Below are 15,029 nucleotides of genomic sequence, written 5' to 3'. Positions count from 1 at the left end.
GCTCAAGAGGTGAATCAACCATGAAAAAAGGGCTCGTACTATTCTTGGCTTTAACTGCGTTTTTACTCTCAAATGCCGTTATTGCTGATCCAATACCAGTAGTCGGAAAATGGAAGACGATTGATGACGAAGACGGAAGCGAAAAGTCCGTCGTAGAAATTTATGAACAAGGTGGAAAGATTTTCGGAAAGATTGTCAGCCTGAAAGAGCCTTTGGATAAAGACGGAAAACCTAAGATCTGTACCAAATGCCAAGGCGCGGACAAAGATAAACCAGTAGTAGGAATGGTTTTCCTCAAAAATCTAAGCCCCGAAGATGACGAGTATACCGGTGGGACTATTATGGATCCTAATAACGGGAAAACTTATAAGTGCAAGATGAAAGCAATCGAGGGTGGAAAGAAATTGAATGTGAGAGGATTTATCGGATTTTCTCTCCTTGGGCGCACTCAAACCTGGGTAAAAAAATAAATCAAATTTTAGTCTCCGGAGTCCTTTCAGGACTTCGGGATGAACTTCCAACGAATTTGCGGCAAAAAAGGGATCATTTAACTTATGAAAAAAACAATCTACATTCTTATTTTCTTAACTAGCCTTTTTATAACATCGAATCTATTTTCTCAGCCTGCTGCCGTTACCGGAACCTGGAGAACATTTAGCGATGATGGAAAAGAAGAATCCATAGTGGAGATTTACGAGCAGGGCGGAAAGGTTTACGGAAAGATCACAAAGCTAGTAGATCCTTTGGACGAAAACGGAAAGCCTCATACTTGCACTGAATGCAGTGACGAAAATAAAGACAAACCGGTTCTCGGAATGGTGATTATCAAAGGATTGGGTCCTGACGGTGACAAATGGTCCGGAGGTAAAATTCTGGATCCGAACGACGGAAACTGGTATAAATGTTTTCTGAAAGCGATCGAGAACGGCAAAAAGTTGGAAGTCAGAGGCTATATAGGATTTTCCTTATTGGGTAGAACGCAATACTGGGTTCGCAAATAGAAAGTTTGAAACTTTTGTAACTTTTCCTGAATTGAAGATTCGCGCGATTCGAGCTTGAATAACGCGAATCTTAGCTTGCCAAACAGAAAGCACTCTGCGATTCTTTCAAAGAATCCGATGCGGGTCATTCTCAACCATCCAAAACTGATTTTTCGTCTAAAACGAACGGCTGTCTGCGCGTTCGCTGTTTCTTGCGCTTTATCGTGCTTTACGCGAGAGACACTTCCCATTCGACCTCTACATGATTCTAGCAAGATGGTGCTTCTTAAGGTAGAGAGGAAATACGAGGAAGAGTTCAAGAGAGCAACCGAAGATAAATATCCTTTTACCTACGAGGAGCCGGAAGCCTATTATTCTGTGCTTCCTAAAGAGATGATCGCCAAATACGGATTTCCTAAAGAGGGGATTTCCGTACAAAAGCAAGGATATCCTTTTAAATACTACTCCGGGAATTACCAAAATCAGGTAAACGAAACGATCTTTGCACTTGGGGACGTCAAGAAAGGATACAAGGATAATATATTAAATTTTCATTATCTATATTGGACGAGTAAACTTTTTCCGGGCAAGGCGTCCTTTCAACATATCGGAAAGTCTAGTCATGGCACCGATATCATCGGAATTTTGCTGACTGATAAGAGAATCTCAGATCAAGGAAAAATCTCCGTTCTCTTTAATTGTGCGCACCACTCAAACGAAGCTATTTCCGTAGAGCATTGTTACGATGTACTTTACGAGGTACTGAGATCCAAAGAAAGATTTTCGGATGTATTAGCAAAATTGAAAATATGGATCGTACCGATCGTCAACCCCGAAGGCGCGCGAGTATTTTGGCATCATGCGCTTGCTTTGGGCCGAAAGAATGCTAGGTCAAATGGAAACGACGGTTCGGATAGGGAAAATCCAGGAGTAGATGTAAATCGCAATTATCCTTTTTTTTGGGGAAGGACCAAATCCCCATTTACTTCTACTGCTCCGCATAGCCATTTTTATCGTGGACCTTCACCAGCTTCTGAACCAGAAACAAGATCCATGATCGATCTTGCGGAGCGCGAAAGATTTGCAGCTTCTATTAGCTATCATGCTTATGCGAATTGCATTTTGGTCCCATATACCATAGACGATACCAAAAATCCTGAGCCAGATCTGGTCTGGGATCTGGGAAAAAGAATCGCGTCCAAAATAGAGTCTTATAACCCCGAGAAAAAATTCGAAGCAAGAAAGAATATTTATGGTGTCGATGGAGTCGACCAAGATTACTATTTCTTTAAGTACGGTACTTTAGCGTATCTGCTGGAAACTTCTCACGCAAATCCTCCTTATTCTGATGTAGAAAAGATTATGGAATCGATGAGACCTGCCTGGACCATGCTTTTGGACGAGGTTTTGGATGGTAATAAGATTTACTTCCGAATCGTAGACCAGGATGGGGAACCACTTTCGGCAAACATAATATACGAAAACATAACCTTTTTCCATGATGAAACTAGAACTTCAAGGCCTAGCGATGGACTCTTTTTTCAAGTCTTCCCACAGCTGAGAAAAATCAAATTGAGAGTGGAAAAAGAAGGCTACGAAACACTGCGATGGGAAGGCGTTACTTGGAAATCTTGGAAACAAGTAGAATTGGTATTACATAAGATCCGGGAAGCTTCTTGAAAAACCTAATTGGGATAGGCGGATTTCTGAGATTTTCGATTGGCTTGAGGTTAGGTCGATCGTATTTAAGAGTATTATAATTTTATGAATCGTTTCAGGAGCGAATTCTCTCTCATTTTATGCACATTAATCTGGGGAGGTACCTTTACTGCTACGAAACTTAGTCTCACATCTGTTTCACCCTCGTTTTTTCTAGGAATGAGATTCGGTATTGCTTTCCTGGTGTTTTTGCCGATCTTGTTTTTTGTAAGCCGGAGATCTGCTTCCCGAGAGCAGCGTCTGCTCGGTGCCCTTTCGGAGCTTACTCCAAACCAACTTTGGACTGCCTTTCTCTTAGGATTTTGGATGTTTGCTGGATTTGCCTGTCAGACAATTGGACTTCGTTTTACAACTGCTATTAAGTCAGGATTCCTTACCGGAACTTTGGTGGTAATCACTCCGATCCTTCAAACTGTGCTTTATCGTAGAGCGCCTAGCGCAGGTAATTTGTTAGGCGTTATCGTGGTTATGGCCGGCTTGTTTTTTCTTTCTTCCGAACCGGATGGAGGAGGGGACGAGTTGCTCTTTAGTTTTAAAACCGGAGATCTAATCACTCTTGCGGGGGCATTCTTTTTCGCTTGTTACGTGATTCAAATGGATTCTGCTAGTCGCGAATTACCGGATTCCATTTTACTCATCTCTCAGACCTTCGTAACTAGCATTGCCTCCTTCGGGCTTGCAATTTGCTTATCAGTAATTGGCTGGGAAACTTTCTACTGGGAATGGGATCCCGCAATGATTCCTGTACTATTGTACAATGGAGTTCTCGCATCGGTCGGGACTACTTACTTGCAAACTCGCTACCAAAGAGAAGTTTCTCCTACACGAGCTGCGATCATCTTTTCTCTCGAGCCTGTATTTTCCGCATTCATTGCTTTTTTCATTTTAGATGATCGTTTAACAACGGCAGGCGTCATTGGCTGTTTTTTGGTTCTCTCTGGTGTCCTAATTGCGGAATTTTTGGGTAAAGTAAAAGAAGAGAAGAAGGAACGTTAATTCCGTTAAATCCTGAAAATCTATCTTTAATAATCAATATCTGCTGAAATGGCACGGATTAGTGTAGTTTTCTCGCTCTTTCTCACTCTTTTAAGTAAAATTTATCTATAGCGTTAAATTTATAAGCAAGGAATGAAATTGTTCTTTGTTGGAATAAAAACAATGTTCCGGGTGCAAATTATGGTGAGGCTACTTGTTATCGCAGTTTTTTTATTCGTTAGTTGCAATCGCGCAAAAGCAATTGATCTTGATGCTTCCAAAACTCCTGCAGGACTTTTCCTGGATTCGCTTCTTTCGAATATTGGGCAATCAGATCCTAATTTGCCCCACGGAAACGCACTAATTACGGAGTTCGTCGCAGCCGGTGATAATTGCGCTCTTTTGAAATCAGACGATGGAATTACTTGGACCGTATTTCAGGGAAGTGAAACTCCTTTTCCCGGATGTAACGGCGGAGTGATTTATGATCTTGCATACGGAAACGGAACGTTAGTCGCCGTTGGAACATTGTCTTCTCATTTTTTGAATCGGAGCAATAACTGCGGTCTTTGGACTAGTACTGATTCTGTGAACTGGACCCGACACGAATGCCCGGCGTCGGATAACAAGGGTCAGCCGAACACACCGATTCGGTCTATCGGATTTGGAAAAGCAGGAGGAGTTGATACATTCCTCGCGGCTGGTTTGAAGTTAAGCGGGAGCCAGAATGACTTTACTTACAGCATCATAAGTAGCAATGGCGGAGCGAGTTGGGAATATAGGAAAATTCCTGGTCCACCGACTCCTGGCAATGCTGCCGGAGGAGAATATGGAAGCTGTTTTATACAGTTTAATGATTCTGCAGCGTACTGCACAATGGAAAATCAAACTCTTACCGGTATAGCAATGCCTTTACATCAATATGTTCCAAGTAACGGAGCTTGGAACGTAAATCAGGATGGTCCAGGAGGTTACGATACGCCGCTTCCAGTTATGCCCCCTAATTACAATCCTCGCTCCTTCTTTTTATTTTCTGCGAAGAATTCTGTAATGTATTCCTTTGGTTTATTTAATTCAGCAACGACGGGCGGAACAGTTTATGCGGATCGTAAATTTTCAAATGGGCAACCTTGGAATGTATCCGCTGAAGGTTTAACTTTTTCTGCTCCCGGAGTCAGGATGAACGCTGCGGCAGATACAAACTCTAAGCTGGTTCTAGTAGGTGATCAGTGTAACTGGATGTACTCGACAGATCTGACAAACTCGGGCCAACCTCTGCAGAATTGGATAACTCAGACTTCCATGAAAGACTGCCAAAGGACTGATTGGGCCGACTTAACATACAATTCAAAACTAAATAGATATGTAGGAGTCGGGGTACAATCTAGTAATCCTCCGAAGGGTTACATTACCGTGACAGCAGGGGATCCTATTGGTGGATCCGACTGGCTTGTTACATCAACGGCTCTGAACGGAAGGATCAACGCAGTAATTTCTAAGCATTAAGTAAGAATAATGAACTCAGGAGAGAACCTAATTTTAAGTATAGTAACTTTATCGATTTACTACGCATAACAGAGGTTATTAACTCATGTTAATTTTACTCAAGATTTTTCGGTGGCGGACTTAGATTCACGGAAAAATTTGACAAGAAGGAAAGGTATATTTGTTAAACGAATATACCGGTCGAGGATTCAGATGAGAAGTTTGATCTGGTTTTTTCTAATATGTTCTCTCGGCTGCAATAGAGCCAAGGCAATCGATTTGGACGCCTCAAAATCTCCTTTGGGGTTCTTGGCCAATTTTATCGTGTCCACAGGAGGACGTCCTCTCGGTCCGGAATTTGTCGCTGTCGGCGAAAACTGTTCTCTCTTTACCTCAGAAGACGGTCAGAATTGGACCGTGCAGCAAGGAGCATCGACTCCTTTTCCCGGCTGTAATGGTGGAGTGATTTATGATATCGCTATCGGTAACGGGGTATGGGTCGCGGTTGGGACGACTAGAGGGGACTACAGAACCACATCGAATAACTGCGGTTTGTGGGTCAGTTTTGATGCGCTAATCTGGCAACAAATTCCATGTCCACCAACTGCGACGGGAGCAGCAGGAACTCCGTTACGATCCATTGCGTTTGGTCAGACAGGAGGACGAGGGGTTTTCTTAATCGGAGGACTGGCATTCTTGTTTCCTAAAGCAAGCGGTTATTATTATGGTTTGACCAGCTATGATGGATTCAACTGGGAAAGAAAACATATTGGCCCGACGGGAGTAGATGGAGTTGAAAGTAACCTGGCTACTTGCTTTGCCAGTTTTGATGCGGATACTGGTTATTGCGCGGGTGAGTCAGGTTCGTATAGTCAGATTAATTACAAGTTTCATCCCGACCTTGGTACTTGGAAAGCAGACGGTGTACTCGGAGGTTATGGATATCCAACCATTGCGGATCCACCTCCAAATTATCGCCCAAGGTCTTTCTGGTATTATTACACAAAGCAGAATGTGCACTTCATGACAGGCATGGGGGATGGGCTCCCTTATCTGTTTCGAAGGTTGCCGAATCAGGCTTGGGGAACGAACGACGACCGTGTATTTCAATTTTATACATATGAGTATGATAACCTTATAAATGCGGCAGCTGACTCCAATACGAAAGTAATCTTCTTTGGGGATAAGTGTTCTTGGGTTTACACCACCGATCAAAAAGGGAATTGGACAGCCTATACGGAGGGAGTTTGGCTTCCATTTACGAACTTAGGTTCTTGCAATGTTGATCATCCGGTGAATTGGGCTGACGCAGCATATAATATTTATTTAAATCGATTTGTTGTGGTCGGAACATCAGGCACGGTAGGAATTGCCACAGATCCAAAGGCAGCAGAAGATTGGTCCATAGTTCATGCACCTTCTTATACAAGTAGGATCAACGCAATATTAGCAAAACCTTAAGCCTTATGGTCAGCGAATACCTATTGCAAGCCCCTTTTTCCAGTTTCGCTTTTGCTACTCGAATCTTCTTATTTAGGAATCGCTTTTTTCCATTTTGCTCTTGTTAATTTGATCATCTTCTTTAGGGGGCTCAGGCGTTTGCAGTTCCTCCTCATCCTCAAACGAGAAGTATCGATGGATATTGAAGCCAAGTGAATATTGGTGCTTGTTAAAATTAAAATCTCCTCCGTTTAACAACTTGGTTTGTGTGAGAGTTCTCGAGTCGGTCACGAATATTTGAAAAATATGCCCTCCGGTATCTATATCCAGGCAAAAGCTAAGCGGAACGGAATAATGCGGAACCGGCTTATCTAATATTACGTTTTGCAGATATGCAATCGCGAGGTCTTGCGGTGTGTGCACAAAACTGTTGATCTCTGCTCCTGTCATTGTTTGAATTCCTTCGATCGAAGTTTGGCGGTCTAACGTAGAGTAATCGGCTCCAATATAATCTCTTTGCTTGGAAAACAAAGCCTCGAAAGTAAAATCGAATCGTTTGCTCAGTTTGATTCTGCCGCCAACGTCCACACCGAATCGATCGTTAGAAAGACCGGACTTTACGAAATTTCTGTGAGTGAACATCGGAGAGATCTGAAGGGAAAAGATTTTGCCGAATCTTCGGGAAATTAAAAAGGAAGCTAGGTAACTTCGTTTATCGTTCTCCGATAAGGTGTATTCGTTCAGGTTTTCATAGAGTTTAGCGTCTACAGTTGCATTACCTGTGCTTGTTGGTGTGATTTTCGGTTGTAATGGAACCGTTTGCTTATCTGTGTCTTGGGCAGCAACTCCCCAAAAGCTAAGTGTAAAAGGGAAGGTCTCTGATTGGGTCAGCAATCTTGTTTTTAATCTGAGCTCGTAAGTTTTATTTTCGGAAATCCTACCGAAACCTACGGAGATTCGATCCGTGATTCCATAATCGGCGCCGATATAAATATTCGCTCCCGAATCCAAGCCGTACAAATCTTGAATTCCGCTTTGCGCATTTCCAAATCTATGGTTGAATCTAAGATCTAAGTTCTTTTTTCCTACATCCTCTGTGGATGGCATTTGGATCAAACTCGAGCTTTGGAAAGTCGCCCTTTGTGCAAAAAGACTAATACTCCCAAACGCAAAATAGGGGAGTGCAAATACGAAAATTCGCTGAAATATTCGGAGCAAAAACTGTTCCTTCATTCTACCTCTTCCAATAGAATTTCTGTACTGACTTCGATGTTCTCGCTTAGTTTTAAGGAAAGAAGACTAGGAATTGAGATCGAGAAGTCCGAGAGGCGGACGGGGAAGGAAGCCGAAAATCGGAGAAAATTCTCCCGACCTTCATCTGCGGAGAGAGTTCCCTCAATTAGAAAATCATGTTTTTCTTTACCGTGCAAGGATAGAGTGCCGATCACTTTTGTCTTTCCGGAATCCTCCTCGAAAGAAAGAATTTTGCCCCTATATTTTGCATACGGAAAATCTTCGGACTCCAAATAGTTGTCGTGCAGATGCAAATCCCGAAGTCGGTTGCCAGTTTTAAAATCTCGTAAATCGATTTCTATATCCAGGGTTTTTCCTTTCGGATCTACTTTTCCCGTGATCAGCTTACCTGATCCAGAAATCTTTTCCTCTTGTGCAATGCTCGTAAATCTAATATTTCCCGAGACGATGCGAGCCGACCTTTTGGGAAAAGAAATCGCTTTTTCAAAAGCAAGTGCAGAACTAAATTCGGAGACAATGCACCAGCAAATAAGAATCAGACAGAATCGAAAGATTCCTTTTGGAACAGATTGAGCTGAGGCATTTCTCACGGTTTTGCACCTCCTTGGATCCAACAAAATACGGCTTTGTTTAAGGAATCTGCGGTGTAACCGCTCATCAATCCCCCGGGTAAAAGTACTCTATATAAAATACTAGTGTTCGGCGATCCAGGTACAACTACGTTTAATAAAGAGGAATAACTGGTAATATCCACGCCTCCTTTAATATTACTTAAACTATGACAGTTTCCGCATAGAGTTTGACTTCCTCCTTCTTGGTTTAGGCTGGAGAACGGAGGCGCAGAATTTTGGCATGTATATGTCGATGTTAATCCCTCATACAAATAAGCTTTATCCGCTCCTCCGTGAATTTTATCCGCCCCGGAATTTTCACAGGAAAGGAAAGTTAGAAAGATCAGTAGCATTCCCTTTTTCATTCAAATTCTCCTTTCTCGTTCTATTCTTAAAAAAGAATATTCTATTTTTATAAAGTAATCTGTAGAGAAAAATTCACTACAGACTGAAGGCCAACTTGTGGTCCGTTCAAATGCTGGTAAACCGGAGCTCCAAATTCTAAATTGGCCCGAATATCTGAACCAAGAAACGGCAATTTCAGATTTGAACCAATGTAGACAATTGTCCTTCGGCCTCCCTGTTTATCAGGATCGTTTTGTGGAGTCATCGTGATGGGAAGAGAGGGATCTCTCCTGATTAGATTCTCCCACTTTTGCATATTGACTCGAACCAGTAATGCGAACCAATCAGTTAACTTGTACCCGGACCAAACCGATCCTTCGTATTTGTCCCCAAATCGATAGCCGTTCTGGTTTGCACCGTAGTGAACCATTGCCAAGGCTTGTGCTCCCCAAAAAAAACGATCGATTCTTCCGGTGTACGTTACTCCTGGCACAGGATTAAAGGTGCCTGTTCCAGGTTGCATCCCATATGAAACCGTAGACTTGGGCTGTCCTTGCATCATGAAATCCTTTTCATTGATCGATCCAGTCGGTAGAGTTAATCCAAAATTGAGAGCCAAAGTATGAGTTTCTCCCTTCAGGATTTTGTAGGAAGTTTGGACTTGAATATCTCCTACTCCCTGAGCACTCATATAGCTCTTTTGGTAATTTCCCGAATTCAACATCTCCATGGAGTTTCTGACAAAAGGAACCATGACCATATAGGATAAGTTTTCCGAAAACGATCCCATGATCATGGCCATATGCATTTCCATGTTCATCTTTGTCGGCACCATATCGTAACGGTAGGAACCGGATGCAGAATTTGCGGAACCAGCGTGGTTATGCAATGTAGTGGAAGTGCTCGTGGAGCTTAGGTTGCCCGAATATTGGGAAGTATTCAGGACGAGGAACGGGTCCAGCTTGCTTGATCCGTTGTAAAGTCCGGACATATTCATGAGCATATAACGATATTCTACCATAATCTTACCTGGAGGATGGTAGTGCGCTCCCGTGATCCCTGCTGGAACTTCCACGGAATGGTCGTGACTGGAGTCACGGCCATTTTTATGTTTGGAGTGATCGACCGTAGAAGTTTGATCTTCTTCGATCGCTGAATTCGAAACTTTTTCCTTAGTTCCATTTTGTTCAGAGCTCGAGCCTTGTCCTAAAAGAGGAAAAGAAAAGAGCAAGAGGAATACTAAAAATTTCCCGCAGAGATTCCTTCGAAACTCGGCGAGTAGTTTCGTTAGAAGTCGCGCACCCTGATTTGGATGAGACTCAGTGCCCATGATCATGTCCAGAATTGGCGCCATTCATAGTACAGAAGATCGTTGAATGGAGAGGGCTTCCTCCAGTATTGATCGTTGCAACCGGATCAAAATTCATTCCGTCCAACGCAGTCACAGTCCCATCGCTGAAATTTGGAACATATACTCCTGCCATCATGTTGTCCATGTTGAAAAGAGTAAAGGTCCTGTAGCTTTGGTGAGAATGTCCTACTTGCACAGTTTTCGCAAGGCTGACGTGGGGCAAATGAGAGCTATCGTAAATGTAGAATTTTTCGGTCATGATGGATGCCTTTTGAGTTGCGTTGCCATTCTCAGCAGTTGCTACAAAAAGTTTGGTTCCATCATGAGAAAATTGAATATCAGAAAATCCTGAATTAGGAACTGAAATCGGATGAACCGAATTATCCGACAAATCCACAACTGTCAAAATTCCAGAGGCACTTGTCGCAGAACTGACCAAATCAATTCCAGAAAGAACCAGGAAGTTCCCGGTCTCGTCGATTTTTAGAATGGAGAATCCGGATCCGATTCCGGAAATTGTTCCGGCTAGGGAACCTGTGTTGGAGTTCCCCGTAGGATCGATGATTGCTATTTCACCGGTAGAGGGCAAGTAGCTGTAGAATCGATTCTTACTAGGTGAATACACTATTCCTTTAGGATTAGACCCTAATGTAAGAGTTCTTAAAACTCCTAAGGTTGGATGCAGGAAAGTAGGGGAGTTTTCATCGTTATCTACGACTGAAATACTTGAATCGGTTTCGTTTGTCACCATTGCGAGCATAGGATTCATTGTCGCAAAAGCGGCGTTATGCGGTCCTTTTCCTATGCAAATCGTTTCGTGAATATCCGATATGATTAATGTATCAGATGTGTCGTGTATCACTGTAAATGAGGAATGGCTTGCATCGCAAAGAATGGTATCTGCTCCGGATCCGTCCCCGTCGTTCATCACCCAATTGTGATCTGAATGCATAGGGTCTACGTAGATTCTAGTAGGGTTGCGCCCCACAGAAATTGATTTCAGTGGGAAGGAACCTATTCTATAATCTAATACTTGAACTGAGTTATTTCCAGAGAGTGAAGCATAGACATGTCCGGTTCCAGAACCAGTTGCGGTCACCCAGGCGGGCAGGGCAGGGGACGATATATCTCCGAAGCCGACAGGATTGCCGGAGCTGGAAATTTGCATTACATTGATTTTGGAAGCCGAGGCATCTTGATTGGCTACATAGACGAAGGCGTGAGCCTGCGTTCCGATAAGCCATTGAAGGAGAGATGCATTTTTGTTGTAGTTTTCATCCTTTTGAACAGTGCAATTTTGTAATAAAGAAATTGCTAAAGCGATGATCTGTGTAAATATTAATCTTTTCATAAAAACCTAATCAGTTTCTCGCACCAAAGCGAGGTACGACTGCAATCTATCTCCGCATCTGAGAAACTTAGATAGATCGATCCATGTGAGGATTTCTTAAGAGTTCCCATTGAACTTTATAAAATCCTCGAAGCTTTTTGCGTAAGGATTGGAATCCTTGATTAGATTCTGGGAGGTTTGATCAGCGAATCGAAATGTCCTAAGGCAAGGACAGTTTTAAATTCTATAAATGAATCCAGTTGGATTTTAAAGGGGGAAAGAATAACTGCAGTAGTAGGCTCTAAAAATTGGAAGGAAAACGCTGAAAGCTCTTTTGCATTTCCTGCCTCATTGTGTTTTTTGCACGCGCATGCATGGACCGCTTGAGTGTCCTTTACGGAATGGCAGTCTGGGAGCTTAGCACTCGCGCTCGGAGAAATGGCCTCAGATTTGTCAGGCTTTAATCGATTCTTAAAGATTGAGTCTTCCGAGTTGGATGTGTGAGATTCCTTTTTTGAGCCGTGGTTACAAGTACAGATTTTTGACTCGAAATTCAATCGGATAAATGCGGATTCGACGGATTGGGCCGCAAAGGTGAACAAGATTGAAACTATAAAGATGTTCGTCCGCATAGAAACAGAACTCTATCTCAAACATTAAATCTCTGACTGTCTGGTCAAGGAATTCCAGGAGAAATGGAATTGATTTAAGGCAAGGAAACGAATTTGATCGCCGCACTCTGATTCACCGTTTGGCGCAGGAAAGTTTCACTGTTATAGCCTTTGTTACTTTACGGAAACTGTTTGAAATCGTCGTTATTAATATGGAGCACAAAGATCCAGAGTGTGAAAGACGGACAGTTTGATATTCCGGTTCTAAAGTTGAACATTCTTGATTAATGAGAGTTCGTTCCCTTGGTTTCTTTTCTTTGATAAAAAGTTGACACTGCTTGTTATTCCTATCGTCCTTCGTCGCCATGAAAAGAACACTGTACCTTTTTTACGGCGTAATTAGTTACGCGATATTTTTTAGTACCTTCCTGTATGCCATTACTTTTGATAGAGTAGATTAAAAGGGATATCAGTTGTGCTGCGATACATTGAGCGGACCATCGATTCTTTTCCCAGGAAAACTTTATTCTTCTGGAAAAGAGCTTCTAGGAATTACATAATGTTCTGATGCAACCTAAGGACGAGAGTATTGTTTTAAGGAATGCAGTTCCTGAGGACGCACAGCTTTTGCGCTACTGGGACGATCAACCTCACGTTTTGCAATCGGACCCTAATGATGACTGGAATTGGGAAATAGAGTTAGGTAAAGCCCCGAGTTGGCGCGAACAATTGGTTGCCATGCTGAAAGGCAGACCGATCGGCTTTATTCAGATCATAGATCCTTTGCTCGAAGAAAGTCATTATTGGGGAGAAGTGCAAGCAAATCTTAGAGCCATCGATATTTGGATCGGAGAACCATTTGATCTGGGAAAGGGTTACGGAACAAAAATGATGGAACAGGCGATTGAAAGATGTTTTGCGGACCCAAATGTTACCGCGATATTGATCGATCCATTGGCTTCGAACCACAGAGCGCATAAGTTTTACGAAAGGTTCGGATTTCAATTTTTAGAAGTACGTAGATTCAACGAAGACGACTGCTTTGTCTATCGATTGAACAGAACCGATTGGAAAAAAGATAAGAGGATTACGAATCTCTGAAGTGCTTTCGCTTATATGTTTTTCTAATAGCAGGTGCTTGCTCGTTTCGTTTATCGCTTGCAGGATCCAATCTATATTAACATTTTCTTTTAAATGCTAATATAGATCCACGATAACAAGGTAGAATTATGAACACGATTGCTTATTTCGAGATACAGGTAAATGAGCCCAAAAAAGCGGTTCACTTTTATGAGGAAGTCTTTGGCTGGAAGTTTTATAAACAGGAAGGCCTTCCTATTGAATACTGGCATATTGAGACAGGCGGAATTATGGGTGGCTTATTGCAGAGACCCGCACCCGAACCAGGCTTGGGGCAAGGTACTAATGCGTTCGTATGTTCGGCAGAAGTTAGCAATTTCGATTCAATAGCTTCCAAGATTATGAAGGCCGGAGGGCAGGTCGCCCTACCAAAGTTTGCTGTGCCTGGTAAATGTTGGCAGGGATATTTTCTAGACAACTCCGGAAATACTTTTGGAATTTTCCAAGTGGATGAGCACGCAAAGTAGAATGGATAAATTCGTTAAAGAAAAAACCGATTCAATCGTAGGAATCTTGTTCGGGCTCGCCTACGGACTCTCCATTAGAGCCGCTAACGAACTGGAGATCGTCAGGCCTTACTTCGGAGAGATGACCATGGGCTTTATTTTCCTCTCTCCGACAGTTATCGGAATACTAACTACCTATTTCCGAGGGGACTTAAGTGTAATAAAACGGATAGTCCTACCTTGGATTCCTTGCACTATCATGCTTATAGTCATCATGCTGATCGGCTTAGAAGGTTCTATTTGTGTGATTATGGGGTTGCCGGTTTTTTTAGTCATGTCTTCAATAGGAGGGTTATTTGGATATTGGATAAAGGGAAAAATCAATCGGCTTTCCTTTTTTGTTATATTATTATTACCTAATATAATGGGTTATACGGAAAATCAGTTCTCGGATCCGGCGGATTACAGACTAGTGGAGACAAAAATTATCATAGATGCTCCTGTTCGTACTGTATGGGAGAATATTGTCTCCGTAAAAAAGATCCAACCTCAAGAGCACTCATTTGATTTGGTTCATTTCCTGGGATTTCCCAAGCCGGTCGAGGCGATCCTGAAGGATGAGAAGGTCGGCGCGGTTCGGATTGCAAAGTTCGAAGGCGGTTTAGAGTTCCGCGAAGCGATTCTGGATATAAAAGAATTAGAGCGCATCGAGTTTGGGATCAAGGCTGATCCTTCTCAAATTCCGCTCTCTACTCTCGATAAACATGTTACGATCGGTGGTAGATATTTCGATACTTTGCGCGGAAAATACGAAATAGTTCCCACAGGTGAAAATCAGGTTCTGCTCGTTTTGAGTAGTGAATACAGAATTTCTACCCGATTTAATTTCTATTCTTCTCTTTGGACCGATTTCATTATGAGGAGCATCCAAAACTATATTCTGAAGATTATTCGAAATCGGAGCGCTCTTCCAAAAACTTAAGGCTGAAACTGTAATTTCGATCCGGGATTTTGAAAATAAATCCGAGTGCAAAGTCGAAGCAGATGATTTATTTTGCGATCCTTTCTTTACTTTTTCCTTGACTGGGTCCTTCAATTTTCTAATGTGACATTTACGACCTGCTTCTTCGGTTCCGAAGAAGTTGATCCAAAGAAAGCGGCACCTGAAACGGACCGGCAGGAGAACGGAAAATCTTCCTTTCTCCTGATGATCCTGAGGGAAACGCAAAGATCCTTAACAACATACATAACTGCGAATGAGAAATTTAATTTTTTATTAGCTGAGATTATTACAATCAATTGAGTTCGATTGTGTAGTGATCTCGAACACTAAAGAAAAGAT

At 42.4% G+C, this 15,029-nt stretch carries 15 protein-coding genes; 9 read left to right on the top strand and 6 right to left on the bottom strand.

Annotated elements, in window-relative coordinates; all coding sequences use genetic code 11:
- Positions 1–20: 20 nt before the first annotated feature.
- The 6 genes from CH373_RS17560 to CH373_RS17535 all read left to right on the top strand — a co-directional run bounded on the left by CH373_RS17560 (position 21) and on the right by CH373_RS17535 (position 6,620).
- The gene (locus CH373_RS17560; protein WP_100714376.1) at positions 21–470 is read left to right on the top strand and encodes a DUF2147 domain-containing protein; all 450 of its coding nucleotides are present in this window, start codon (positions 21–23) and stop codon (positions 468–470) included.
- Between the two features lie 84 nt (positions 471–554).
- Positions 555–1,001, top strand: coding sequence for a DUF2147 domain-containing protein (locus CH373_RS17555; protein WP_100714375.1), 447 nt, complete (start codon positions 555–557; stop codon positions 999–1,001).
- 117 nt (positions 1,002–1,118) lie between these two features.
- Positions 1,119–2,660 carry a M14 family zinc carboxypeptidase gene (locus tag CH373_RS17550; RefSeq protein ID WP_100714469.1) on the top strand — a complete coding sequence of 514 codons (1,542 nt, stop codon included), beginning with the start codon at positions 1,119–1,121 and terminating at the stop codon, positions 2,658–2,660.
- A gap of 84 nt (positions 2,661–2,744) precedes the next feature.
- On the top strand, positions 2,745–3,695 hold the full coding sequence (locus CH373_RS17545) for a DMT family transporter (RefSeq protein ID WP_100714374.1): 951 nt from the start codon (positions 2,745–2,747) through the stop codon (positions 3,693–3,695).
- 162 nt (positions 3,696–3,857) lie between these two features.
- The gene (locus CH373_RS17540) at positions 3,858–5,180 is read left to right on the top strand and encodes a beta propeller repeat protein (RefSeq protein WP_100714373.1); all 1,323 of its coding nucleotides are present in this window, start codon (positions 3,858–3,860) and stop codon (positions 5,178–5,180) included.
- Positions 5,181–5,372: 192 nt separating this feature from the next.
- Positions 5,373–6,620, top strand: a complete 1,248-nt coding sequence (locus CH373_RS17535) for a beta propeller repeat protein (protein ID WP_100714372.1) — start codon at positions 5,373–5,375, stop codon at positions 6,618–6,620.
- 72 nt (positions 6,621–6,692) lie between these two features.
- On the opposite strand, the gene CH373_RS17530 is transcribed toward CH373_RS17535, so the two are convergent.
- From CH373_RS17530 to CH373_RS17505, 6 genes are all read right to left on the bottom strand, one after another.
- Complete coding sequence (locus CH373_RS17530; RefSeq protein ID WP_279305876.1) at positions 6,693–7,832, bottom strand: DUF5777 family beta-barrel protein; 1,140 nt, start codon at positions 7,830–7,832, stop codon at positions 6,693–6,695.
- Positions 7,829–8,443, bottom strand: a complete 615-nt coding sequence (locus CH373_RS17525; RefSeq protein WP_243393463.1) for a YceI family protein — start codon at positions 8,441–8,443, stop codon at positions 7,829–7,831. Before CH373_RS17525 ends, CH373_RS17530 begins: the two co-directional genes overlap by 4 nt.
- Entirely contained in the window at positions 8,440–8,829 is a 390-nt protein-coding gene (locus CH373_RS17520) for an LIC11213 family lipoprotein (RefSeq protein ID WP_100714371.1), read from the bottom strand. The genes CH373_RS17525 and CH373_RS17520 overlap by 4 nt, the downstream gene beginning before the upstream one ends.
- A gap of 47 nt (positions 8,830–8,876) precedes the next feature.
- A complete protein-coding gene (locus CH373_RS17515) occupies positions 8,877–10,163 on the bottom strand; it encodes a transporter (RefSeq protein ID WP_100714370.1) in 1,287 nt (428 codons plus the stop codon).
- A complete protein-coding gene (locus tag CH373_RS17510; protein WP_100714369.1) occupies positions 10,129–11,511 on the bottom strand; it encodes a YncE family protein in 1,383 nt (460 codons plus the stop codon). Before CH373_RS17510 ends, CH373_RS17515 begins: the two co-directional genes overlap by 35 nt.
- 161 nt (positions 11,512–11,672) lie before the next feature.
- Positions 11,673–12,122, bottom strand: coding sequence for an LIC_11090 family protein (locus CH373_RS17505; RefSeq protein WP_100714368.1), 450 nt, complete (start codon positions 12,120–12,122; stop codon positions 11,673–11,675).
- A gap of 546 nt (positions 12,123–12,668) precedes the next feature.
- Between CH373_RS17505 and CH373_RS17500 the strand changes: the two genes are divergently transcribed.
- The 3 genes from CH373_RS17500 (at position 12,669) to CH373_RS17490 (ending at position 14,669) form a co-directional block, all read left to right on the top strand.
- Positions 12,669–13,202 (top strand): GNAT family N-acetyltransferase, encoded by a 534-nt coding sequence (locus tag CH373_RS17500; protein ID WP_100714367.1) that lies wholly within the window; start codon positions 12,669–12,671, stop codon positions 13,200–13,202.
- A 128-nt stretch (positions 13,203–13,330) separates the two neighbouring features.
- Entirely contained in the window at positions 13,331–13,708 is a 378-nt protein-coding gene (locus tag CH373_RS17495; RefSeq protein ID WP_100714366.1) for a VOC family protein, read from the top strand.
- Positions 13,674–14,669, top strand: coding sequence for an SRPBCC family protein (locus tag CH373_RS17490; RefSeq protein ID WP_125170006.1), 996 nt, complete (start codon positions 13,674–13,676; stop codon positions 14,667–14,669). The genes CH373_RS17495 and CH373_RS17490 overlap by 35 nt, the downstream gene beginning before the upstream one ends.
- Positions 14,670–15,029 lie beyond the last annotated feature (360 nt).

The sequence above is a fragment of the Leptospira perolatii genome, from assembly GCF_002811875.1.
Taxonomy (GTDB): Bacteria; Spirochaetota; Leptospiria; order Leptospirales; family Leptospiraceae; genus Leptospira_B; species Leptospira_B perolatii.
This window is presented reverse-complemented; position numbering and strand designations above follow the sequence as displayed.

Coding starts and splice junctions, on each gene's coding strand:
- CH373_RS17510 (WP_100714369.1), bottom strand. CDS start 11,511: ATGAAAAGATTAATATTTACACAGATCATCGCTTTAGCAATTTCTTTA.
- CH373_RS17505 (WP_100714368.1), bottom strand. CDS start 12,122: ATGCGGACGAACATCTTTATAGTTTCAATCTTGTTCACCTTTGCGGCC.
- CH373_RS17530 (WP_279305876.1), bottom strand. CDS start 7,832: ATGAAGGAACAGTTTTTGCTCCGAATATTTCAGCGAATTTTCGTATTT.
- CH373_RS17535 (WP_100714372.1), top strand. CDS start 5,373: ATGAGAAGTTTGATCTGGTTTTTTCTAATATGTTCTCTCGGCTGCAAT.
- CH373_RS17540 (WP_100714373.1), top strand. CDS start 3,858: ATGTTCCGGGTGCAAATTATGGTGAGGCTACTTGTTATCGCAGTTTTT.
- CH373_RS17515 (WP_100714370.1), bottom strand. CDS start 10,163: ATGGCGCCAATTCTGGACATGATCATGGGCACTGAGTCTCATCCAAAT.
- CH373_RS17500 (WP_100714367.1), top strand. CDS start 12,669: ATGCAACCTAAGGACGAGAGTATTGTTTTAAGGAATGCAGTTCCTGAG.
- CH373_RS17550 (WP_100714469.1), top strand. CDS start 1,119: ATGCGGGTCATTCTCAACCATCCAAAACTGATTTTTCGTCTAAAACGA.
- CH373_RS17495 (WP_100714366.1), top strand. CDS start 13,331: ATGAACACGATTGCTTATTTCGAGATACAGGTAAATGAGCCCAAAAAA.
- CH373_RS17520 (WP_100714371.1), bottom strand. CDS start 8,829: ATGAAAAAGGGAATGCTACTGATCTTTCTAACTTTCCTTTCCTGTGAA.
- CH373_RS17545 (WP_100714374.1), top strand. CDS start 2,745: ATGAATCGTTTCAGGAGCGAATTCTCTCTCATTTTATGCACATTAATC.
- CH373_RS17560 (WP_100714376.1), top strand. CDS start 21: ATGAAAAAAGGGCTCGTACTATTCTTGGCTTTAACTGCGTTTTTACTC.
- CH373_RS17555 (WP_100714375.1), top strand. CDS start 555: ATGAAAAAAACAATCTACATTCTTATTTTCTTAACTAGCCTTTTTATA.